Genomic DNA, 24,472 nt, shown 5'->3' on the forward strand with positions numbered 1-24,472 from the left:
CTGTATGGGATAGCTCACGAACCTTTATAGGAGATATATCTGTGGAATTAGAATGTAAATCCTCCTCGTTTCAGATGTCTGTTCCGGAACGCCGAAAAGAGCCTCGCCGGATAGAAGATCGACGATTGATACAGCGCAACCGGGAGTTGGAAGCGGCCTGCCGCATGACGGAAGTGCTTTTCCAGAATCTCCACACCGATGAGTTGGTTAAAAAAACACTTACTACTGCGCTGGAGGTTGTTGGAGCGGAGAGCGGATCCATTCTTCTAGCGAGTCAGGATTCCGAGGAACTCGTGTTCCGTCATTCCATTGGAGCCAGCCCGGTAGAAACCGGAACGGCGATTCCATGGGACAAGGGGATTGCCGGGGCCGTGTTTCATTCCGGACAGCCGATTGTGGTCCGGGATGCCAAACGGGATCAACGGCATTATAAAGCCATCGATGAGTTAACCGAGCACGTCACACGGGATATGATCGCTCTACCCTTAAAACGGTGGGAAGGAAAGCCTATCGGTGTGTTGGAAGTCCTGAATAAACGCGAATCGCTTCTTGATGAAGAAGACGTGGCCATCCTGACAATTGTGTCCGCCTTTGCCGCTAACTCGATTGAGCAATCCCGCCTGTATCGCGAAGCGAAGCTCGCCGTCATCGTGCGAATGTTGGGTGATGTCAGTCATGACATTAAGAATATGTTGATGCCGGTGTTATCAGGGGCCCAATTATTGGAGGATGAATTGGATGAGCAATTTCCTCATTGGATGGAAGTGAAGATGAAAGGGGCTGAGACCAGTTATGCCAATTGTCAGGAACTCACCAGGATGATTGTGAACAATGCCAGGCGGATACAACGGCGCGTGCGGGAAATTGCCGATGCGGTCAAAGGTGTCACAAGTCCACCCCACTTCGCCCCCTGCCAGATTTCCACTGTGGTGAGGGCCGTGTTCGGAACTCTTAAAACCTATGCGGCGGAGCACGCGGTCCTACTTGAAACCGACGGTCTGGACACACTCCCTGTCATTGAAGCGGATGAACACCGTCTTTTTACCGCGTTTTACAATCTCATCAGCAATGCCATTCCGGAGATTCCCGGAGGAGGCCTGATCTCGGTTTCTGGAGGGGAAACCAATCCGGGAGACGGGATTCTCATCACTGTTTCGGACAATGGCCGGGGCATGTGTCCCGACGTGCGGGATCGCCTTTTTCACTCCGAGGCCATCACCACCAAGCAGGAAGGGACGGGGCTGGGGACCAAAATTGTCAAAGATGTGGTGGATGCCCATGGAGGACGCATTGATGTCGAAAGTGAGCTGGGTGTGGGTACAACATTTTATCTGCATCTTCCTGTGCACCCTCCTCCACCGGGATTGTGAAAATTTTCCAGACGGCTGTGTTCTTTTGCGAGGAGAGCTGATTGGTGCCTGCTCCTCAGAGGCCGACGAGAATGAAGCTGATGGGATAGGTCGCGTGGAAATGCCCACATGGAGCAGTGGGTACTGACGGTTCTGGTGGTTTCTTCAGGAACGAGATTCCCAGAATCAGATGAGAGGTATTCGTGGCCAAACTCATAAAAGCCGGTTTGTTTGGTCTGCTCATTGGTGTCGTTGGAGTTATTCTCAGTGTTGTCCCGCTTTTTCGCAGTATAGAAGAAGATGTTGGTTTAGGCCTTTTGTTCCAATTGCGGGGTGTCATGCCGCCACCGACTGACGTCGTGGTCATTCCTATTGATCATGATTCTTCAGCGTACTTCAACGTCCCAAACAATCCGGATGAATGGCCTCGCTCTCTGTATGCGCGGCTGACGGAGCGGCTGGTGCAAGCCGGAGTCAGGGTCATAATCTTTGACGTGAATTTTCTGGAAGCCCGATCGCCGGAGGAGGATGTATATTTTGAAAACGCTATTCAACGAGCCGGGAATGTCGTATTGGCGGATACGGTGATCGTCAGAGACGTTCCCGCGGGGATGATAGCAGAGGCGAGGGATGACGCAGATAACATCGTGAAAATCTCCAAACCATTTTCAGCCTTTAAGGAAGCGGCCGCCGGAACCGGGCCGTTTGTGCTTTCAAGTATCCCGGCTAAGGTGTTCCAGGATTGGATGTTTCAACAAGGAGCGGGGGAAGCGCCAATCTTTCCCATTTTGGCACTCCAATTGTTTGTTTCACCCGTCTATCAACAGTTTATTAAGCTCCTTGAGCAGGTCCGCCCCAATGTAACCGGCCAACTTCCCAAGGATTTTGAGTCCGCACGAACAAGTAAAGGGCTGGTGGAGGTGGTGCGGGGTATCAGGAAACTCTTTCAGAGCGATCCGCGTCTAAAGGAGGACATGCTCAGGGCCCTCAGTCATGCGGGACCCCGCCCAACCAATGAGAAGAACTTTAAGCAGCTCAGGGCGCTGATCAAGGTTTACGGGAGCGCGCAAAGCCGTTATCTCAATTTCTATGGACCTTCACGGACCATTACGACCATTCCGTATTATCAGGTTCTGGATTCCCGGCCCGACGCTACCCGAGACGCCCGAACAGATCTGAAAGGCAAAGTCGTCTTTGTGGGACGTTCCGATATTTTGCCAGGAGAAAGCAAAGATCGTTTTTACTCGATGTTTTTCCAGGCGAATGGGCTTTTTATTGGTGGCGTGGAAATATCCGCCACAGCTTTTGCCAACATGCTGGAGGACTCTTCCGTCACCCCCATGAGCCTGCGTGCCAAGGTGTTGTTTCTTCTGTCTTGGGGCCTGCTTGTGGGGGTCGTTTGCCGGATGCTTTCAACGGTAATGGCAGCCGGCGCAGTCCTTGGCTTGAGTCTCTTGTATCTCGGAGGGGCCGCCTATGCATTTCAGGACGCCTTTATGTGGTCTCCCCTCGTGATTCCGTTGTTGGTGCAGGGGCCATTGGCCTTCGGGAGTGCCGTTTCGTGGAACTCTTACCAGATTGATAAGGAGCGGAAGAATATGCGCAAGGTTTTTGGGGACCACCTGCCCAATGATGTGGTGGATGCGCTGTCTCACGACCTTGCCGATCTCAAGGGTGGTCCTCGGGTCGTCTATGGAACCTGTTTGTTTACGGAGGCCGCGAATTATACGACCCTATCGGAAAAACTGAATCCTCAGGACCTGCGCGTGTTGCTCGGGAAATACTTTAACGCGCTCTTTACGCCTGTTCGCCACCATGGTGGGCTCATTGTCGATTTGAGGGGAAATTCGATTCTTGCGATCTGGAAAGCGAATCAGGATCATCTGGGCCTTAGAAAGCAAGCGTGCTTCGCAGCCTTGGATATTGCGAAATCGATTGATCGGTTTAACCAAGGGGTACGGCCATACAGTCTCCCCACAAGGATCGGATTGCATAGCGGGCAGTTTACCATCGGCATGGAGAGGGCGGTCGATTATGCTGAGTACCGCCCGGCCGGAGAGATCGTGAATATGGCTTGCCGGGTGAAAGGGTGCAATAAGTATATGGGAACGACAATTGCCGTGACGGGTGATGTCGTCCATGGACTTGAAGCAGCCTTTCTCTTGAGAGAGCTTGGACAGTTTAACCTGAAAGGCCATGAGGCTCCGTTTGTCCTTCACGAACTCATCAGTCGCCTGGAGGAGGCTGATCAAAACCAAATGATAGTGAGTCGGATCTTTGCCAAAGGTCTCGGGGCATTTAGAACGCAGGATTGGAATGTTGCACGAGATTTGTTTTCTCAATGTCTTGACCATATCGAGGGAGATGGACCTTCGAAATTTTATCTTCAGCTCTGTGAGCAGTACAGCAAAAATCCACCTCCTGAACCATGGGATAAAGTGGTGACCATAGAGAACGATAGCTCTGGCCTATTCTGGGAGGCGCTTCATGCCAATGATCATGACTCTTCCAGATCCAATCATATCCCTGGGTCCAATTCATTTGAAAATCATGGCAATTGATGTCTTTATTCTTATGTACCCTGAATTGTGAGAGGCATGGCAATACTCTCTTATTCAGGCTCTTGCGCCAAATCGGTAGGATTGACCTCACCCGGGATCCTATGGAGACGCATGCCGATCCAGCACCAATCTTTTTATGTTTCTTTCCTGTTGAGTGTGTGTGGGTGGTGCGGACAACATGGATCTGCGAGTTGAGCCCCCTTCTTTGTAAGCAACGGTCGCCCCCTGCGGGACATTTCAGGCAATAGCGAGGGGAGGTAGAAATGCCGGTTGCTAACTTGCTGCGAGAACGGTTGGCGCAATTCCAAGAGCACTCAGCTGAATCTCTACCCCACCTACACCTCCCCTTACAAAGGGGAGGGATGTGTGGGCGCTTGAACTTTTAGGGACGTGGTCGCAAGCTTGGGCAGATAGATGACCCACGCTAAACTCTGAAGAGCCCCTATAAGCTTTTTTATTCAAATTTTGCTACCCTTTTCGAATAACTCTCCAGATGTGAAACGGCTATGGTGAAAATCGGGTCAACCTTGACATCATTGCGGAGCCGGATGTGAATCCCTCGAACCAATTGGATCGCAAAGAGCGGGAACTGGAAGCCGCCCGGAGAATTAGCCAGGCGCTATTTCAGCATCTCAGCGTGGAAGATGTGGTGGAACAGGGGTTAAAGATAGCTTTGGAGATTGTGAACTGCCGAGCCGGTTCCGTGTTGTTGGCCAATCCGGAAACGAAGGAATTGGTGTTTTACCATTCAATTGGTGACCAGCCACTCAAGCCCGGAACGGCATTTCCATGGACGCAAGGTATTGCGGGATCGGTTTTTGCCACGGGAGATCCTGTGGTGATTAAGGATGTGAAGGAAGATCGGCGGCACCTTGAGAAAATCGATCAACTCAGCGGATTTCATACCAGGGACCTGATTGCCATTCCTCTGAACCGATGGGAAGGACATCCGATTGGCGTTCTGGAGGTGATGAACAAGCGCGAGGACAGGTTAAATCAGGACGACGTGGCCATCTTAATGATCATCGGGGCTTTCACGGCACTGGCCATCGAGCAGGCGCGATTATTTCAGGAAGCCAAATTAGCGGAAGTGGCCCGAATCCTGGGAGACATTGGGCATGACGTAAAAAATATGCTGATGCCGGTCATGTGTGGGACGTCACTCCTGAGGGATGAGATGCATAACGTCTTCGCCGATCTTCCAGCGTTCGATCCTGACAAAGGCCGGGCGAGCTATGAATTATGCCTGGAAGTCATTGGGATGGTGGCCAATAACGCCAAACGGATTCAAGAGCGCGTGAAAGAAATTGCCGATTGCGTGAAGGGTTTGACGAGCCCTCCACGCTTTGCCCCTTGTAAGCTTCACCATGTGATAGCTTCGGTGTTTGATACCTTGAAACTGGCCGCCCAAGAAAAAGGGATTTCTCTGGCTCATGAAGGAATTTTGGAATTACCGGTGATGCAAGCCGATGAATCCCGGCTGTTTAATGCCTTTTATAACCTTGTCAATAACGCCATCTCCGAAGTTCCTAATGGCGGGTCTATCACGATAACGGGACAAATGGAGGCTATGGGAAAGACGGTTCATGTGTCGGTGATAGATACCGGGCGTGGCATGCCCGCTGAGATTCGAGACACGTTATTCACGGCCAGGGCGATAAGCCGGAAGCAGGGTGGAACCGGGTTAGGAACAAAAATTGTCAAGGATGTCATCGAAGCGCATTCGGGAGTCATCGGTGTCGAGAGTGAAGTGAATAGAGGCACCGTTTTTCATATTCATTTGCCTATGGAAGTGTGGACTACGTTTTCTTCGGATCACGTGTCTTCTTAAATCTTTTGAAAAACAAGTACAAGGCGCAAACACTGTTCTTCCCGTTCATTGCACCATCTTCAGTATGTACTTGCTTGTGGTGACCATCAAAACACAGCAGATATCTTCCCGTTTTCTGGTTCATTCATATCGTGCCTAAGCTGTTTAGGGGATCTCCGTGGGCCATTCATCTCTTCGTTCTCCCGCCTGTCAAATCGGGGTCATGACTCTCCTGGTTTTTCTGGGTGTTATGGGGCTTCGGTGGGAAGGCTTTTTGGAAAGCGCGGAACTGGATGCTTACGATTGGTCAATGCGTCTTCGTCCGACCACCACACAGCCGACCCCCCCGATTACACTGGTGTCGATTACGGATCAGGATATTCGAACATTAGGGCATTGGCCGGTAACGGATGAAGTCCTTGCCCGAGCCCTGGACGTCATGATGGCACATCACCCTCGAGCGATCGGAGTGGATATTTACCGGGACTTGGAAGTGCCGCCCGGTCGGCAGGAATTGGACCGGGTACTTGAGTCGCATCAGGAAATTCTGATGGTTATGAAATTCGGAAAAATTGAGAAGGGGGGTATTCCCGGTCCGGCCATGTTGCAAGGCACGGATCGTCTCGGGTTTAACGATGTGGTCGTCGATTCCGGCGGGATCGTTCGGCGGGGTCTCTTATTCCTGGATGATGGGACCAATTTCTATCGGTCCTTTTCTTTGCTGCTGGCCCTTCAATATTTACAGCAGGAGAAGATCGTCCCCAAGCCGGCCGTTGAGAATTCTAATTGGTTGCAACTTGGGAAAACGGTCATCCGCCCTTTCGAAGCGCACGATGGGGGGTATGTGGAAGCCGATGCCCAGGGGTATCAATATCTGTTGGATCTTGAACGGGGGAAGAACGTCTTTCCGACCATTTCTTTTGGAGCCATACTGGAAGGAACGTTCAATCCGGAACTACTTCAAGACCACATCGTGCTTGTCGGGGTTATCGCCCAAGGCGTCAAAGATTATTTTTATACCTCACAATGCGGAACACTCACGGTGTGTCCCCTAATTCCCGGACTTGAACTACATGGATATATGGTGCACCAACTGCTCCGCTTAGCGAAGGGAGAGGGCCAGGCCCTCATTGCGACATTCCCAGATTCCCTGGAAGCAGCCTGGATCGGGCTATGGGTGCTCGGGGGAGGATTCATCGGCGTGTGGGTTCGAGGTGCGTGGCGTTTCTCTCTGGCTGTGCTCATGGGGATGCTGCTGCTAAGCGGGGTGGTGGTGAGCGGAATGATGTATGGGACGTGGATCCCGTTTATCCCGCCGGTCATTGGATTGGTCGTTAATGCCATGGTGGTGACAGCCTGGCTTTCGAACCGGGAAAAGCAGGAACGGGCGCTCCTGATGTCGCTTTTTTCCCGGCATGTCTCTTCAGAAGTGGCTCAGGCTGTCTGGGAGAAGCGGGAACAATTTTTGGAAAAGGGCCGGTTACGCCCACAAAAATTGGTGGTGACGACGTTGTTTACGGACCTTGAAGGGTTCACGACCGTGGCAGAAAACATGGAACCCGACACGGTACTGGACTGGCTCAACACCTACATGGAGCGCATGGTGAAAATCATCACCAACCATGGCGGGATGGTTGATGATTATCATGGAGACATGATCAAAGCGGATTTCGGGGTATTCCGGCTGGGACAAACGGAAGCCGACAAGCGGCAGGATGTCAACAATGCAGTCAGTTGTGCCGTGGCCTTGGAACAGGAAATGCGACATCTCAATACTCAATGGCAGCAGCAGGGGTTGCCCGAGGTGCGGATGCGGATTGGCATTCAAACGGGGCCGGTGGTCGTCGGAAGTCTGGGCAGTGAACAACGACTGAAATTTACAACCATTGGAGACTCCGTGAATGTTGCCTCTCGGTTGGAAAGTTTCCAAAAAGACTCGTTGGAGACCTGGCCCAAAGATGAAGTCTGCCGGATTCTTATTGGTGAGACCACCAAATATTACCTCGGGGACCATCCATGGAGACTCAAAGAAGTCGGCATGATCACATTAAGGGGGAAAGCCAAGCGCATTTCCGTTTACCGGCTGTTCACGAAGCCCGGTAGTCCGGAACCATGTTCGGTGACTTCCATCGAACAAGCCAGGGGATAGGTCTTGGCCTGGGATGTTGAATGGTAAGAGGATAGCCTCTTTCAGTGAACAGAGAATGGGAAGGCTGGCCGGGTAGTTGCCTTCTCCATTCACACCTGGTCATAATGTGTACAGTTGATGCTCCCTGCTGTCCAGCGGTGTGGGCTCAACGGAATTTTCAGGAACACCGCCATGGCGAGTCGATCCGGAAAAGAGGAAATCTCTCACAAGAGTATAGACCTCCCTGAAACATTTCTGCTCCAGATCAACCAGGAGCAGGAATTACAAACCTTGTTACAACTCATTGAAAAAGAATCCCGCCGGTTATTGCAGGCGGAGGGAATCAGTGTGTTTCTTCTGGATCGGAAGGAATGTGAGCTGTGGTTTCCTCTCCCGGTAAGTGGACGGCTACTTCGGCTGGATGCTCGCTTAGGAATTGCGGGCGCTTGTGTGGCGACCGGAGAATTAATCAATGTCAAAGATGTGCAATCGGACTCCAGATTTTTTTCCGGCATTGACTCACAAATGAAGCGGCAAACGCAGACCCTGTTGGCGCTGCCGGTTCGGGACAGAACCGGCGACATCATTGGGGTCTTTGAAGCCGTGAATAAAAAGGGCAAGGATTTTACCGCCCAAGATGAAATGGTGGCTCAGGCGTTGGTTGACAGCATCGCCATCCCTCTTCAGAAATTCCACTTCATGGAGCAATTGCGGCGGGAACGCGAACGGTTGCAAGAGGAAAACGCGCATTTGTGGAGAGAGGTCGAAGGACAGTACTCCACGAAAAAGCTGATGGGAAATAGCCTGCCCATGCAGCGACTGATCAGAATCATTGATCAGGTCCGGGATAGTTCAGTGGATGTGCTTATTACCGGAGAAAACGGAACCGGAAAGGAGTTGGTGGCCAAAGCCATTCATTACAATAGCCCTCGAGCCCGTCAACCGTTTGTCGCGATCAATTGTGCCGCCCTGCCCGAAACGTTAATTGAAAGTGAATTATTCGGCATCAGCAAAGGCACGGCGACGGATGTAGAGGCCAGAATAGGCAAATTTGAACAGGCCAACAAGGGCACGCTGTTTCTGGATGAAATCGGAGATCTGGGCGTAAGCGCCCAGGCCAAAGTATTACGGGTGCTTCAGGAGCGGGCCGTCGAGCCGGTGGGTAAGCGAGAGTCCATTCCCCTCGATATCAGGATCATTGCAGCCACCAACAAAAACTTAGAAGCCGCTATTAAAGCCGGCACGTTTCGAGACGATCTCTACTATCGTCTCAAAGTCGTGCATGTGCATACGCCGGCCTTACGGGAGATCCCGGCAGATATCCCCCTGCTCGTCAATTATTTTCTGGACCTCTACACCTCGCAGATGGATCGACCCAGGAAAAAACTGTCCGCCAAGGCCATGCAGCGATTCATGGAATATTCCTGGCCGGGAAATATCCGGCAGTTAGAGAATGAAATCAAACGGCTAATGGTCATGGTCCGTGGAACCACGATAAACGAGGATGAGCTCGAAGAAGGCATCCGATGCCCTGTTCAAACGACCGGAGGCACCATAGATTCGAAAGGCCGGAGTCTTCATCAAGCCGTCGATGAATTGGAGCAGCGTATGATCAAGGAGACGTTGTTGGCCTGCCGGTTCAATCAGGTCCAAACGGCCAAGCGGTTAGGCTTAAGCCGCCAGGGACTCATCAAAAAAATCAAACGTCATAACATTCAGGTCAACAACCTACGCGATGAAGTCTACGAGTCCCCCTGATCATCAAATTGAACTTCGACGAGTTCTCCTAAGATCCCACCCAGGCCCACAAGTTCACACTTCTCTCTCCCGCTAGAAGCACATCAAAAACGCTAGACCATTTCTTTGTCTGAAAGGGTAAGCCCGCTTCATGAGGCATTGGCACTTAGTTTTATTCCGTTTCCTTGGAAATGAGTTCAGGTAAAAAAAATCGGATACCGTCGTTTTTCCAACTTTGGCCAGTTGAAGTTCCCAAGGCAATTTTCTCTGGCCAAATAAATATTATTGTGTATCCAATCGGATACAACACGTATCTGATTAGATACGCGTCCCGCCCTGAACAAGAACAGGCCAATATCCATTTCCCTTTTAAAGCTTCGAGAAAACTCTTGTGAATGAGATGCTTCGTCGAGATTAGCTGAGATTGCTGGAAGTTTTTGCTGAATGCGGCATTGCAATTGCTGTTATTGCAATAAATATTAGGTGACGATAAAAATTTCGCACAGCATGTCATAAAACTATAGGGAGGTCACAAATTCATAATGGAGTGGTTGGAAAAAAGGGGAGCATCGGTTCTCTGACAACTGCAATACCCTAAATTGAACCATCTATTTTTTATGAAAAGGTATTGCTGATCCCAGCATCATACTCGAAATCTCCTTTTTTCCTTTTTCCTTCCTTCAAAATCACGGGTGAAAGATATCGCCCTTTCAATACAATGGTGGTCTGTGTAGGCGTCATAAAAAACGGAAGCATCAGGGTATGACCTGATTATAAGGTCGAATGATGCAACTAAGCGAGAAGCTAAAAGTGACTTTCTGGGCTGGAGAGAATTATCCGAAATGCCTATGAGGTTCAAGTGGATATACTGACAAATTCATCTTTTAGTCGTGATAAATTTAAGTGCTCGAGGCTCTGTCAAAGCACGTGTTCAACTTGAAATTCCTGGACACAAAACTCCTGTGATAAAGATATGTGAAGGCTCATTGCTATTGTTGACCCCTTACTGTTTAAAAATGCTTTATGCAAGTGGATCTTAGCGACCAGAGGATTATTTAGGTGCGATGGATTACTTGACCCTAACATTAGGGAATAAACTAAACCAACTGATGATCCCTTCAGGGGTTCGTGCTGGGAGCCCACAAAGCGAAAGATGAAAAGATTCAACTATCATTTGCTAGTGGCAGCTCCGGGGGAGAAGAAAGGAATTTGAATGAAAATCATCCCGAGGTTCAATTTATTATTTTTCACCTTGTTCTTGGGATCGATCATTACTACTAATGGGTGCGTGAGGGTTCATGTTCATGTTCATGTAGACGTACTTGAAAATTCCAACCTGCAGTGTTCTGGCTGCCCATCCTCCCCTGACCCTCCGGAACACAATTCGCCTCTAACATCTGTAGGCTCCCCGGTTGAAACAAAGATTAAAATTAAAAAGCATCAATTGGTAGAACTGACCGAAGACGAAGCCGTTGGAATTTTAGAGGTTGCTACCAAAGTGGCCAATACGAATGACCAATGCAATCTCAAACTGGTTCGTGACGGAGAGGGAGAAATTGAGAATTTTACATGGCCACAAGAGGGTGAGAGTGCTGGCGTAATTTCAAGCGAGCTTGATTTTATAATTGTCACCGGGTTACCGGGTGTGAAGGTGGTTGAGGATGTCTCATGGTGTTCAAATAAAAAGGGCCCCTGGATGGGCTGTGCCGAATTGCCAGGTGATGCTCTGGCTGTTGAAATGTGGAGAGAAAAAGATGGGGAGAGAAAGCCATATTATCAAACGTTAGGTGTTCTGTGGCTTCACGAACTCGGCCACAATAAAGGTAACCATCATCGAATAGATTCTACGGCGGTCATGAATCGGCAAATTTTGTCAGACCACGTAGATCTAACTTCCAACGAATGCGCGAATTACCGGATGCCATAGAAGGCAAGATGATAGCTAAAAGATCGGGTACCCTTTTACCACAGAGAGAAAAGAGAGAATCCTCATGAACAAAAAAATATTGATACTGGGCATACTCTTGGTGATTGGAGAAGGGTTTCACTTCAATCATTTTTCTTTGGCCCAGCAGGTACATGTTGGGAACGTTGAACTTCGGCCCGTCGAGGAATTCGTAAAACGAATCTTTGTTGATAGCCTGCCATTCGAGAAAATTAAGCAATACAGCTCTGAACCTAAAATTCAAGAAGATACAGTTAAAAGGCTATCTGTTTTGTTGGAAAAGGATTGCACCCCGTATTGTAGCAATATTCTCGCTATGTTGGGCATTATTGGGGGGGAGGATTCCGGAGATGCCATAATAAAGTTTCTTCAACAGGACAATGAATCTTTATTTGGTAAGGAAAAAGCAGATGCCTTAATGATATTAGGATATTGGATTAACAATGCTGAGGAAATAAAGAGAGAGAGCTTTAGGAAGATGAAGGCCGTAGGATATCGGACTAACAATGCTGAGGAAATAATGAGAAAGAGCCTTAGGAAGATGAACGCCGAAGGTAAGGAAATGGGAGGTGATAATAATGGTACAGATAAAAAAATGTTCGAAGAAGCGAACGGCGAACGAATGAATAAGGCAACTAAATTCAGCAATTGTCTGGTTTCTGAGATTCAGAATGGCAAGAGTGATTGTTCAGGGAACCAAAAAACGGAATCAGTTCCCTTAAACCAAACGATAATTAGAAAACGAGCTGCCATTACAGGGCTTGCCCTAACAGGATCCAAGGAAATCAAAATAGAAGTAGAGGAGAATGGCGAGAAAAATAAGATGATAGTGAAAGATTACCTGGAACTTCTCCTCAAAAATGCAGAAGTTGGCACCTCCTCACGGGCACACATCATTGAGGCGATAGAAGCCCATAATAGAATTGCGGCTTTGGGGTTAGCTTGCTATTACGAAATGCGGAGCAGGGAATGTCAGGGAAATATAAAAAGGTTTGTTGACCAAAAATAGCTTATGAAAAACAGTTTCAATTAGTCCACAAAATACGACGAAATCTGTTCGCAATAGTTCCATTTTTAGAACTTTTGAGAAGGGGAAACAATTTTCGGCGAGAATTTCAAAGTTTAATTTAGGTGGGGAAAGTGATACTTGGCTTATGTTTTGTAGGAGAGCTTAATCAAGATACACAGATCCCAAAGGGGGTCCCTAAATTACAAATTAAAACATTATGTACTAAAGGAGAGGAGAGGAAAATGCCTTTTAGAACATGAGAATTTCCTGTGCCAGCCCCATTTTTTTTTATAAATCACCTACGACAAGGAGGAATAGATGGCTCTTCCGAGAATTACCATTATCCTGATTTTTTCATTTGGTATGTTGACTGGCTGCGAAACACCATTAATTGATGTCCATGTTAGTAGTCATATTGGTGCACCAACTGGGGGTAATCCGGATGACACTGGCGGTGCCTGTAAGCCAGGAACTCCTTGGTGGGCTTGTGGTGTGGTACTTAAACATGGGGTCATCAAGAATATTTTTGATAGTGATGACCGTAAAGTTTATGAAGTAGAGGTTGCAGAGGAAGGCCGAAGGTTATATTTCTCTGATCCGCCTGATGATGTTCAACCTGGTCTTAAAAAAAATGACACCGTGGCTTTTACTTTCAAGGATCAAAAAAGTAAATTACTCAAAGCCCAGTAAAGGTTCTATGTGCCGGTCGTATTGATTAACACCGGAAGGGCAAAAACATTTTGTGCCTGGGTGTAATTTCCCGATTTCCTTTTGTTGATAGTAGATAAAGGCCGAGAGTCTATACATGCTCCTGTACTTTTAAGAAAAAAGATGCTTGGGCTTATTTATAAAGGACGGAAATAAAGTTTTTTTGCAAAAACTCGATATTATAAATCCTGTTCTGAAGGACACACGGTTTTTTAATGTTGGTTATCCATAAACGAATGTTATTTCGGTTTTTTGGCACACTCATACCGGTCCTGACGTTGCCATTGACCCTGGCGACCTTCAGCCGGAGTCAAGTGACGACGGCCATTACCTCCGATGGCACAATGGGCACGGCGGTTACTCAGATTGGAAGCCTTCATGATATCACCGGGGGGACCAGGCCGCGTAATGGCCATAATCTATTTCATAGTTTCGGTCAATTTAGTGTGGCAGGAGGGGACATTGCCAATTTTCGCAACAACACTGGACTTCCAACAGAAAATATCCTGAGCCGTGTCACTGGCGGTAATCCCTCGAACATTTTTGGAACGATTCAGACCCAAGGGTTCAGCAACGCCAACCTGTACATCATGAATCCTGCAGGCATCATCTTTGGTCCTGATGCCTCTTTGAACGTAGGCGGGTCGACACATTTCACGACCGCTGATTATTTACGGCTTAGTGACGGCATCCAGTTCACCGCGCTTCCCAGCGCTCAAGATGCATTGCTGACTGTGGCGCCCGTCGCGGCCTTTGGATTTCTGGAATCGAACTCTGCTTCAATTGTAGTTGAGGGAAGCTCGTTATCGGTTTCCGAAGGACAAACGTTTTCGCTTAAGGGTGGAGACATCAATATTATTGGCAGTGAACTCAATGCACCAGGAGGAAAGATAGCCTTAACCAGTGTGGCCTCGCCTGGTGAGGTGTTGGCCACTACTACTTATGACAGTGCACCTAATGTCAATGGGCAATCATTCACCACGATGGGCAACATAGCACTTTTGGAAGGCACGACGCTGGATGTGTCCGGCAAGCCGGCAGGGACGGTCGTTATTCGTGGTGGTCAACTTATGGTCGATGGTTCAACCATTTCTGCCAATACCACCGGACCTGCAAGTGGACTTTTAGAGTCTCCAGGAGCCGGAATTGACATAGCGACTACTGGAAACTTTCTTATCGATAATGGGTCTCTCATTGAGGCAAATGTTTTGGAGGGTTCCCTGGCTGGCAAGGACATCATTTTGCACTCTGGCCAGACCCTGGAGATTCGGAATGAGAGCTTAGTTCAAACGCAAGCGCTTGGCGGATCAGGGGACTCCGGCAATATTGAGGTGTCTGCAGACAAGTTTCTAATTTCCGGTTCCTTCGATACCTTTCAGGGTATTCAGAGCTTGACAGTTGGGGCTTTCTTTGGAAATTCAACAGGAAATGCAGGGAATGTCAAGGTAACTGCTAAGGATTTTGACCTGGTGGGTGGTGTGATAACTGCCACGACTGTTGGTGGTACGGGCCAGGGAGGAAATATTGAGGTGAATGTCCAAGGAGGAGATATATCTTTCGATGGTAGTACCATCTCAACGAACGCCGCTGGTTCAATTGGCGATGCGGGAGAAGTGGAAGTTGCAGCACGTAATGTGACCATGATGAATGATTCTAACATCCAATCGAATTCTTTCCAGGGAGCTACCGGCAACGCTGGCGGCGTTAATGTGGTGGTCGATGGCCAACTGGATATCAGTGAGAGATCGGCAATAGCCGTCCGATCTGACATTGCAAAGGTAAGTAATGATCTGACGATTAGGGCCGAGGACATTTTCATCACCGGTATTCGAGGGGGGATGGACCCGTTAGATCCAACCAAACAATTTACTGGTCTTAGTACGATAACCACCGATGGGGAGGGTGGAGACATGGATATCACGGCCCGAAATTTCCAGTTGACAGATGAAGGTTTCCTTAACGCTTCCACAGCTGGATCTGGACCCGCCGGAAACATTTTCATCAATCTTTCAGGAGAGTTGAAGATTGCTGATGGCGGAGAAATTAGGGCTATTACCACGGGGACCGGCCCTGCCGGCCAAATCGAGGTCGCTGCTGATACCGTCGAGCTGTCCGGAAAGAATGCCTTTCCCATTTTTGAAAGGGATGGTTCTGATGGTTTAGCGTTTGGTCGAATCTCTGCTCAAACCGATGCAGGCGGTGCGGGTGGAACAATTGTGATAACCGCCCGCCAGATCAGTTTACTTGATGGAGGTTCCGTGACTTCAAATTCACTGGGCGAAGGAGACGGCGGGAACATTCGTCTCAGCGCCGACACGCTTTCAATCTCTGGCGGGAATCCAGCGAAGGCGGCATTTGGTTTGGATCCGCGTTCGTCCATCACCGCTGAAAACGAGGGTCGCATTCCGGGTCCGGAAGCTCCAGGCGAAGCTGGTTCAATTGACATTCAAGCTGAGACGCTTGAACTAAAACAGGGACTACTCAGTGCTCGAACGTCAAGTGCCGGGCAAGGAGGAAGCATTGGAGTCATTGCGGGAGAAATCTCCCTTACTGAAGGGTCCACTATTTCGGCGGAGAGCACCGCCACCGGGAACTCCGGGGGCATTAATCTTATGGCTGATGGCCCTATTTTAATAGACAACAGTAAAGTCACAACCGAAGCCGACGAGAGTGTGGGCGGCAACATTTTTCTCAGGGCTAATAATGTTACCCTAGATAACAAGGCAATCGTTTCAGCATCAAGTTCAGGGCAGGGTAACGCTGGGAGTATTCAAATTACGGCCCATGATACGATCTTCCTCGACAAGGCCACCGTGGCCACGGACGCTCAGAAGGCTTCAGGTGGCAATATCACACTCACCGCCAACGAGATGATTCAATTGGTCGACAGTACCATTGCGAGTTCGGTCCAGGGGGAGGCAGACACGGCCGGAGGCGATGTCATGTTGGATCCGGATTTCATCATTCTTCAGAACAGTCATATTCTGGCCAAGGCCGTGGCGGGTAAGGGCGGCAATATCAACCTGGTTGCGAGCAAGGCCGTCTTATTGGATGCGCAGAGTACGCTGGATGCCTCGTCGCAAACGGGGATCAGCGGCTCGGTCACGATTGAGTCGCCCATCCAGGTGCTGAGCGGCACGATTGCGCCTCTGCCCGATCAGCCGGTGAATGTGGCCACGCTCTATGCATCCCGCTGTGTGGCGGGAGAGGGCGGCCACTTTAGTACGTTTGTGGATTCTAAGTCCGACAGTGTAGCGCCCACCCCCGGCACCTTTTTAGCCAGCCCGTTTCTTCCGCTCTCGCATGTACCCCAGGCTGGAATTTTTGGAAATGCGGGAAGGTTCTCAGAGGTGTCCGAAAAAGAGCATGCTACTCCTCTCCAGCTAGCTTCGTATTTGCCGCCCGTACTGTTCGGGCAGCCCGATGGCATTTCGGCTGCCTGTCCATAATGTGCGTTGTGTGACCTCACCCATTTCCTTTTTGTACACACGCTCTCTTCTATCTTCTCAAAAGAAGTTACAGACTGTGTCTCGGATGGATCACCCGCCGTCGACTTACTGGGGTCCCGAGCGCAGCCTGGTATTCCTGTTATTGGATATCAGGAATGCCTTTGGGGTTTCGTCTCAGATGGATCCCCGAGAGGGATCGGGGGAGGAAGGAATAAAAGCAGGTCAGCCATCTTAGAGAGACGCCTCTACCAATTTGAGACTTTTTCATGCCTTCCTTCAGCCTCATCTCCCCTTTCCGGAAATCCATCAATAGTTCAGGCAAATGGTCATGACAATCGCCTCACAGGTAATGAAATTATTACGGTTCGTATCTAAACAGATACGAATCTGTATCCGTTTAGATACGAGGTCACCCTAAACAAAATCAAGGTCGCACATTTTAAAAATTACAAAGGCTTAGAAATCTCTATGGATGTGAAGGGGTGCTGGTTGGAAGAAAGTGCTGGAAGTTGATGCTGAATACGGCATTGCAATTGCTTTTCTTGAATTTTTATTTGGGTTGAGTAACAATTCCGCAGCATGCCATAAAAAATATCAGGAGGTCGCAATTTCATAATGGAGTGGTTGGAAAAAAGGGGAGCATCAGTTCTCTGACAACTGCAATACCATGAAGTGATCCATCTCTTTTTTATTTACGGTGTTGCTGATCCCGTCATCATAATTGGTCACTGCCCCATCTTCTTTTCCCCACTCCACAATTTTATTGACTAGCAATCAAAGAAATCGAGAGATTCGTTCAAATGCATTTCATTAATAATGGCTCCCAGAAACTTACAAGCAGAAATACTTATCAACATTCTTAAGGAAACCTAAATTGGATATTTATTTTCTGGAAAAGGGACTAAAATGAGAAATGCTAACTATATGTGCATGGCAATTCTAATGTTGGCCTGTTTCGGCTGTACTGCTGTCAGCGTGGAAATAGATTCTGAGATGGGATCAGAGTATCAACCTCCTCTTGTCAGGCCGAAGGCGCCGATAGATCCCAAGGAACTTCCAAACCCTCCTGTCATAATAAGTAGGGGGCCAAATGCGAGTATTCAGAATGAGCCGGTATGTCCTGCCAGGGGTCCTAACGGGGTAAACGCAAAAGCGACGGCAACGCCCCAGCATACGGATGCGTGGTGTTGGGCGGCCAGCGCGGAAATGGTAATGCGAGCTCATGGAACAGATGTAGATCAGTGCAGCATCGTAAATCGGGTTCAAAACAGAGATAGAGAATTGCCTGCGGGTGACAAGCCATTTTGTTGTGGTGAGAACGGAATATACCCAGCACCATGCTGGACAAATGGCTGGCCTGATCAAGCATTTGATGCTTATGGATTCAGTTGGGGCTTCACGGAAGGCGCATTACCAGCAGAAAAAGTGGAGGGACAACTCTGTGATAACGGTCCGTTCATCTATGTTCTTCTTTATGAGGGAAGGGGAGGGCATTCCATTGTTGTCAAAGATTATGAGGAAATAGATGGAGAGTTGGTTTTATGGGTTCATGACCATCGGTGGGTCGATAATACAAATCCCAGAGTGGCTACTGAACCCTATCCCATATCCTATAGTGATTTCCAAGATGGAATATGGGAGGGACGCCGTTATAAACATGAATTAGATTATGTTCAGATAAGACCAAGACCAGCATCACCATAAAGGTAAGGAGTGCCTATGTACACAATCAAAGTTTCGATAATTTGTGTGGTGCTCTGTTTGTTGCCATTGCAATTTTCTGGATGGCAATTGGGAATTCAATTAGTCTATGGAGAGGATAATAACATTGATTTTTCTAAGATTGAACTCGGAGACTCAGATCGCCAAGGTATCCTAGATAAAACGATAAATTTCTATGCAGGACGACACATGGGAGGTCCTGAAAAAGATATGCCTATGGTGGAAAGCGAAAAAACGAAAAATTTGATTTTAGGCGAGCCTTTGAAAATCTTTCACATACGGATGGATCGAATCCGAAATTACCAGTCTGGAATGAAACCTGAAGATGTTCTTTTTCCGGCAGAAGGGGGAATTGTCGCAATTTATACACCCAAAAAACAGCCTGGTGATAAGTTGAACATCCATTCATTTGCACCTTTGATTCGCGGCGGGAAAGATAAGCCTGAAAGTGCAAAGTACCAAGCCGGTTTACCACGAAATCTCCCGGATTATGATTTGTTATATAAGAGTTGGAAGGAGATCGAACATGAGAAAACGGGGCCACCATTTGGCATATTTTATCCGGTCACAGGCCAATATTTTATGGGTTATATAAACGAAAGTGGCTTATTTAAAATAAAGGTGTTGCATGACGGACCCGGTTACCTCAACAAGGGGCAAAATCTTAATGCCAACGACGTTTTTGTCGAGTTGGCGAAGGATGCTAACAAAAGGAAGTATATAGAATACGACCCAAGTGGGAATCCTTTAGAAAAGCATCGGCGGTTTCAAAGCGGACAATAACTATTGGCTAAAGGAGGGCTGTCTATGAGGTTACTAGGAACGAGCTTGAGAGGTGAGTGGGGTATTATTATCGCAGGGCTATTGCTGGTATTTTTCCTTCAAGGCTGTACTACTGTGAATGTGAAGGTTGGAAAATGCGCGCCTGGGGACGCGGATAATGGGATAGGATTATGTCCTGGTACTACTCTCCAATCACAAACCACTCTTATTAATGCTATGGGGCAATCAGTCACTTGTGCGGGCGGCACTAAGAAATGCCAGGTTGAAGGTGATGATGTTTGGTGCTCTCGCGGGAAGAAATGTACAACAGTAGATCAGGGTGGTAATCAATGTGTATGCAAATGCCAACCGTAGCTATATTTGGCGTTCTTGTGCAATTCATAAAACATTATTTTTCATGGGCCGTGTAATATAAATGGTCAATTAAGGATTCCCATGGATTTCAGGGTTGCAAACGGCTTAATAATTAGGTATCTGCTGGCCTTCGTTAAACTTGGAATATTCATAATACTTAGTGTAGAGGGGGGCTTCGGTCAAGCGATGCCTCCCATCACTTCGTCTGGACTCAACACCCAGGTGAGTGCCCCGGTATCTTCTGGGGGAGCGGTTCAGTACAACATCACGGGTGGGACGAGGCCCGGGGGTGGGGGAAACCTATTTCATAGCTTTGGGGAATTCGGGGTTCCGACGAACAGCACTGCCAACTTCTTGAATGATACGGCGCTCCCGACAACCAACATTCTGAGCCGTGTGACCGGTGGGAATCCTTCGAACATTTTCGGGACGATTCAGACCGAAGGATTCGGAACCGCAAATCTATTCCTGATGAATCCGGCCGGCATCGTGTTTGGACAGAATGCCACTTTGCATGTGGGTGGTGCCGCCTATTTCACCACGGCGGATTATTTGAGGCTTGACGACGGGGTGCAATTCACCGCCATGCCGGGTGCGCAGGATGCGTTGTTGAGTGTGGCCCCCGTTGCCGCCTTCGGGTTCCTGAACAACAACCCCGGCACGATTTCGGTTGATGGGAGCACCTTGTCCGTTGAGGATGGACAAACTATCTCTCTTGTTGGCGGAGATATTACGATCGGCGGTGGTCTCAGTGCGCCGGGAGGGAAAATTGCCATCGCCAGTGTCGCCTCTCCGGGCGAGGTATTGGCTGACACGTTTGCCAGTGCACCAAATATCAATGGGGAGTCGTTCACCACGATGGGCAACATTGCTCTGGTGGAAGGTGCGACGTTGGATGTTTCCGGCGATTCGGCGGGAACCGTGATTATTCGTGGAGGGGAATTGATGATGACCAATTCCAGGATCGCAGCCGATACCGTCGAAAACGATGGCACTCCCGTTGCTGTGGATATTCACCTTTCCGGCAATTTTACTCTTACCGATACCCAGGGCAGTCCTGCAATAACTGCACAGACAAGCGGGGCGGGCGATGCGGGAGAGGTGCGAATAGCTGCCAATAATTTGAATGCCACGTCCACTTCAACAGATTTATTTTTTTCTCTAATTGATTCTCACACCTCCGGGAGCGGGGCAGGGGGTAATGTGAATCTAATGATAGCGGACACTTTGCATTCTACGGGTGAAAATGCTGGTGCGATGTCCATTATCAATAGCGGTACGAGCGGCCTGGACCGGGGTCAGGGGGGAGATGTGACAATTGCTGCTCAAAAAATTGAGCTAACGGATGCCGATATCAATACCGGCGATTTGATTGCCCGGCAAAAAAGAGAAGGTTCCTCTGGTTCAGGGGGTAATCTCACAATCCTCGCGGATTCGGTTCGATTAACCGGCACCGCTCTAGTCTCGGATGGGTTTAATGCGGGGAAGGCGGGAGATATCACCATGAACGCCCGAGATATTCAATTAAATAATAATACTATAATCCGTGCGTCGGAGGTGGGTGGGGGAGGGAGAATCAGTATTTCAGCGAATAGCTTATTCATGGACTTCGCGGGAATTGAATTAGAAACGCTTGATGGAATAGGAGTAGGAGTGCCATGGGAAGGAGTAACGATCTCCGCTGCTCACGTAGAACTCAGGAATGGGGGCCTTATTAAAAGCCAAACCTTCGGAGATGGGGCGGCGGGTAACATCAGGTTAACAGCGACCGATCGTCTGATTTTCTCCGATGATCCTAAAGCCTTGGGGACCTTAACTAATCCAAGTGGCCTGCTTACAAATTCCTTTGGGGAGGAGGGGGGCGATCAGGGACCGGCCGGGTCTATTAATGTAGCAACGGGGCAGTTGGACATGTCCGGTGGTGCGCGTATTGATAGCACCACTCAAAGTAGTGGGCGGGGGGGAGATGTCATAATTACGGTTACAAACGGAACTTCCCTTTCGGGTGCACGACCGGCGTTTCCTTTCGAAGAATCAACCTCCATATTAGGAAGTACTCGTCCTAGCGGTATTTTCTCCCGTACCGTAGGTAGTGAGTTTTGCACGGGCCCTTGTGGCGATGCCGGTAATGTCTCCCTCACGACCGGATCGCTTAACGTGGCTGACGGGGCGGCAATCAACAGCGGGACTACCAGTACGGGAAACGGTGGGACCATTACCGTCAATGCGGCTCACAATATTTCTATTTCAGGGATGATCGATGACGGAACCCCTGGCGGGGTTTTCAGCCGTACCACTGGAACCGAGCCCGGCTCCGGAGCCGGAGGGACGATCACTTTAGCGGCTGGCCAGAACTTCACCCTGAGTGACGGGGCCACGGTCTCGTCGAGCAGCGACGGTCCTGCCAACGCCGGGAATATTCACATCATGGGAAAGGACACGATCCTGATCGACAAGGCCACCGTGACCACAGAGGCGACCCAGGCTTCAGGCGGCAATATCACCCTCACCGCCAACGACAGGATTCAACTAATGGACAGTAAGATTGCCAGCTCGGTTCAGGGTGATGTCAATACTGCAGGGGGCAATATCTTGTTAGATCCGGACTTTATCATTCTTCAGAACAGCCAAATCCTAGCCAAGGCCGTGGCGGGTAAGGGAGGCAATATCAACCTGGTTGCGAGCAAAGCCGTCTTATTGGATGCGCAGAGTACGCTGGATGCCTCCTCGCAAACGGGAATCAGCGGCTCGGTCACGATTGAATCGCCTATTCAAGTGCTGAGCGGCACGATCGTGCCGCTGCCTGATCAGCCGGTGAATGTGGCCACGCTCTATGCGGCTCGCTGTGTGGCGGGAGAGGGCGGCCACTTTAGTACCTTTGTGGATTCCAAGTCCGACAGTGTGGCCCCCACGCCCGGCACATTCTTAGCCAGCCCGTTTCTCCCCCAAGTGAGTCCATACCCTGCGGGCGCGTTGGGTGATACCGGTACGCGCTCCGTGGATTCTGGCCAAGATTCAACTCCCTCTATCCAGTTGGCCGCCTATTATCCTCCCGTGCTGTTTCAGCATGAAGATGGAATGCTTTCGGCCTGTCCTTGAATTCTATGTGGGACTTCAGAATTTCCCTCCTGTTTAACTCCACTCGTCTGAATTAATTTCTAAAGAATTTCCCGACATCGTCCTGGGTGTTTTTGCACAGCCATGATTCTTAAACCTTGTCATGTCCGGCAGTTGTTGCCGGAAATCTCTCTTGGGGGGTGTTGAATAATACTAATTTCCAAAGGCATATTGATCCACAGGCACGTTGGATATCAGAGACCTCGGGGAGGTTCCAAAAAGCATGCCCTGAGCCTTTCGAAGGGTTCGTCCAGCAAGGCCGCAAATTCCTGCCGTGTCCCGAAGGGCACAACTTTTGTTTTGCGCGCAGAGCGTACTTCCAGCACGTGAGCACGGGAAAATGGCGAGAACGCCGCTGGCGGCTTTTTTCAACAGCCCCCTCTTGGTTCGGGTCGTATGGATTTCGCTAAGGACCGGCGGGGATGACGAAGAGGGAAGGGAGTGAGAGAAAGAGGAGAAAGTTGTCACGCAGACCATTGTCATTCGTTCGGATTCCACAGAAATAACAACCATCCGACTGCCAGTCCGATCACGCAGCTTATCGAGATTCCGAGGGAGATAAGTTGATAAAGCTCATAGATTTGCATGATAGAAACCGAATAACCGTTAGAAGGAGTCTCAAATTGATTTTCTGGTGATCGTTCTGGTTACTTCTCTTTAAAGCAACCGTGATGCCGTTTTGGCGCGAGAGCCATGCTGTACGGATGTCATGAATGAATCCAGTGGTTTATGAAAGAAATAGCCATACAAACCGCGAAATCGGCATTTAATCCTATTTTTTTCCCTCAATAAAAGGTTGTCATTCTGTCAACTTCCGTTCCTCTCTGATTGAGCGAAGGAAAAGAATGGGCGTCGCGAAAGGTGCGAAACGCTTGTATCAGGAGCTCTTTAGCATACGGATGGTTCCACCGACAGGCCGAAGGTGATGACGGAGGAGGACGGAGATGATCGTGATCATACAGAATATAGGGTTCTACATTCTGCAGCGCTCATTTTTGTGAACAGATGAATCCTGATGGGGTTCATTGAACGTCTTAGGATGACCAGAAGATCGTGGGGGAGACAGCCTCAACGGAGTTATCATGCTGAGCTGCGGGAAACATTTGGCTAGACCAAAGCCCGGATGGCCAAGGCACAAATTCTTCGTTTTACTCAGAACGACAATTTGATGAGGGCCCAACGGATTATGGCTTGTACATTGAATGGCTGAAGGGTGAAATCGACGTTTTTCCTTGTTATTTGCCTCGATTTGATAGGAAAAAGACCCATGCAACCGCCAGACCGATTACACATGTTATCGATGTTCCGATGACGATGTTTTGGTAAAGCTCGTAAAGTTGCATGATAGAAACCTCTTCCAACTGAGAGGAAAGTCTCCTCAGTGTTGCTGTTTCATTGATGTTGTTACTTCTTATTAAAGCAACCATGGTGCCGTTTGCAGATCATTTCATTGTGGCGAGAAATTCATGTTTAAAATTAATAACTTGCGAGCCAATAATCCCACGAAAATTAGGGGTTTCCTATTCAATCGTGTTTGTCTAAGTGGTCACGGCGTAGTCACCTTGTTAACGGCTGTCCTCATTAAGGCTCCATAAGTCAGCAGTTTGGCTTGACCGGAATATGGGAACCGCCAGAGGTGACCGGGAAGGGAATCTAGGCGTTAAAGCGGACAGGAGCGGAAGATAGCGCGTGTATCGGAACGGGTCGAAGCAGGATCTGGCAATGAGGGCTGGTTGTGACGGCGTGATTTTTGAGAAAGGCGGCTTTCGACGCAAAGCAAAAAAAACGACTTGCCCCGTC

The 24,472-nt window shown here is 49.0% G+C and carries 12 protein-coding genes; all 12 read left to right on the plus strand.

What is annotated here, in order from left to right; translation table 11 throughout:
- Positions 1-41 precede the first annotated feature (41 nt).
- A complete protein-coding gene (locus LX98_RS01070; RefSeq protein ID WP_496427146.1) occupies positions 42-1,370 on the plus strand; it encodes an ATP-binding protein in 1,329 nt (442 codons plus the stop codon).
- A 182-nt stretch (positions 1,371-1,552) separates the two neighbouring features.
- Positions 1,553-3,910: a CHASE2 domain-containing protein gene (locus tag LX98_RS01075; protein WP_496427147.1), complete on the plus strand. Its 2,358-nt coding sequence runs from the start codon at positions 1,553-1,555 to the stop codon at positions 3,908-3,910.
- Between the two features lie 550 nt (positions 3,911-4,460).
- Positions 4,461-5,741, plus strand: a complete 1,281-nt coding sequence (locus tag LX98_RS01080; protein ID WP_496427148.1) for an ATP-binding protein — start codon at positions 4,461-4,463, stop codon at positions 5,739-5,741.
- Between the two features lie 157 nt (positions 5,742-5,898).
- Positions 5,899-7,869: a CHASE2 domain-containing protein gene (locus tag LX98_RS01085; RefSeq protein WP_496427149.1), complete on the plus strand. Its 1,971-nt coding sequence runs from the start codon at positions 5,899-5,901 to the stop codon at positions 7,867-7,869.
- A gap of 171 nt (positions 7,870-8,040) precedes the next feature.
- Positions 8,041-9,606, plus strand: coding sequence for a sigma 54-interacting transcriptional regulator (locus LX98_RS01090; protein ID WP_496427150.1), 1,566 nt, complete (start codon positions 8,041-8,043; stop codon positions 9,604-9,606).
- A gap of 1,192 nt (positions 9,607-10,798) precedes the next feature.
- Positions 10,799-11,512, plus strand: a complete 714-nt coding sequence (locus tag LX98_RS01095) for a hypothetical protein (protein WP_496427151.1) — start codon at positions 10,799-10,801, stop codon at positions 11,510-11,512.
- A gap of 64 nt (positions 11,513-11,576) precedes the next feature.
- Positions 11,577-12,539, plus strand: coding sequence for a hypothetical protein (locus LX98_RS01100; RefSeq protein ID WP_496427152.1), 963 nt, complete (start codon positions 11,577-11,579; stop codon positions 12,537-12,539).
- A 318-nt stretch (positions 12,540-12,857) separates the two neighbouring features.
- Positions 12,858-13,229: a hypothetical protein gene (locus LX98_RS01105; protein WP_496427153.1), complete on the plus strand. Its 372-nt coding sequence runs from the start codon at positions 12,858-12,860 to the stop codon at positions 13,227-13,229.
- 233 nt (positions 13,230-13,462) lie between these two features.
- Positions 13,463-16,696, plus strand: coding sequence for a two-partner secretion domain-containing protein (locus LX98_RS01110; RefSeq protein ID WP_496427154.1), 3,234 nt, complete (start codon positions 13,463-13,465; stop codon positions 16,694-16,696).
- Between the two features lie 993 nt (positions 16,697-17,689).
- Positions 17,690-18,400, plus strand: coding sequence for a C39 family peptidase (locus LX98_RS01115; RefSeq protein WP_496430553.1), 711 nt, complete (start codon positions 17,690-17,692; stop codon positions 18,398-18,400).
- Between the two features lie 15 nt (positions 18,401-18,415).
- The gene (locus tag LX98_RS01120; protein WP_496427155.1) at positions 18,416-19,201 is read left to right on the plus strand and encodes a hypothetical protein; all 786 of its coding nucleotides are present in this window, start codon (positions 18,416-18,418) and stop codon (positions 19,199-19,201) included.
- 540 nt (positions 19,202-19,741) lie between these two features.
- The gene (locus LX98_RS01125) at positions 19,742-22,654 is read left to right on the plus strand and encodes a two-partner secretion domain-containing protein (RefSeq protein ID WP_496427156.1); all 2,913 of its coding nucleotides are present in this window, start codon (positions 19,742-19,744) and stop codon (positions 22,652-22,654) included.
- Positions 22,655-24,472: the final 1,818 nt, after the last annotated feature.

Source organism: Nitrospira marina (assembly GCF_059568365.1).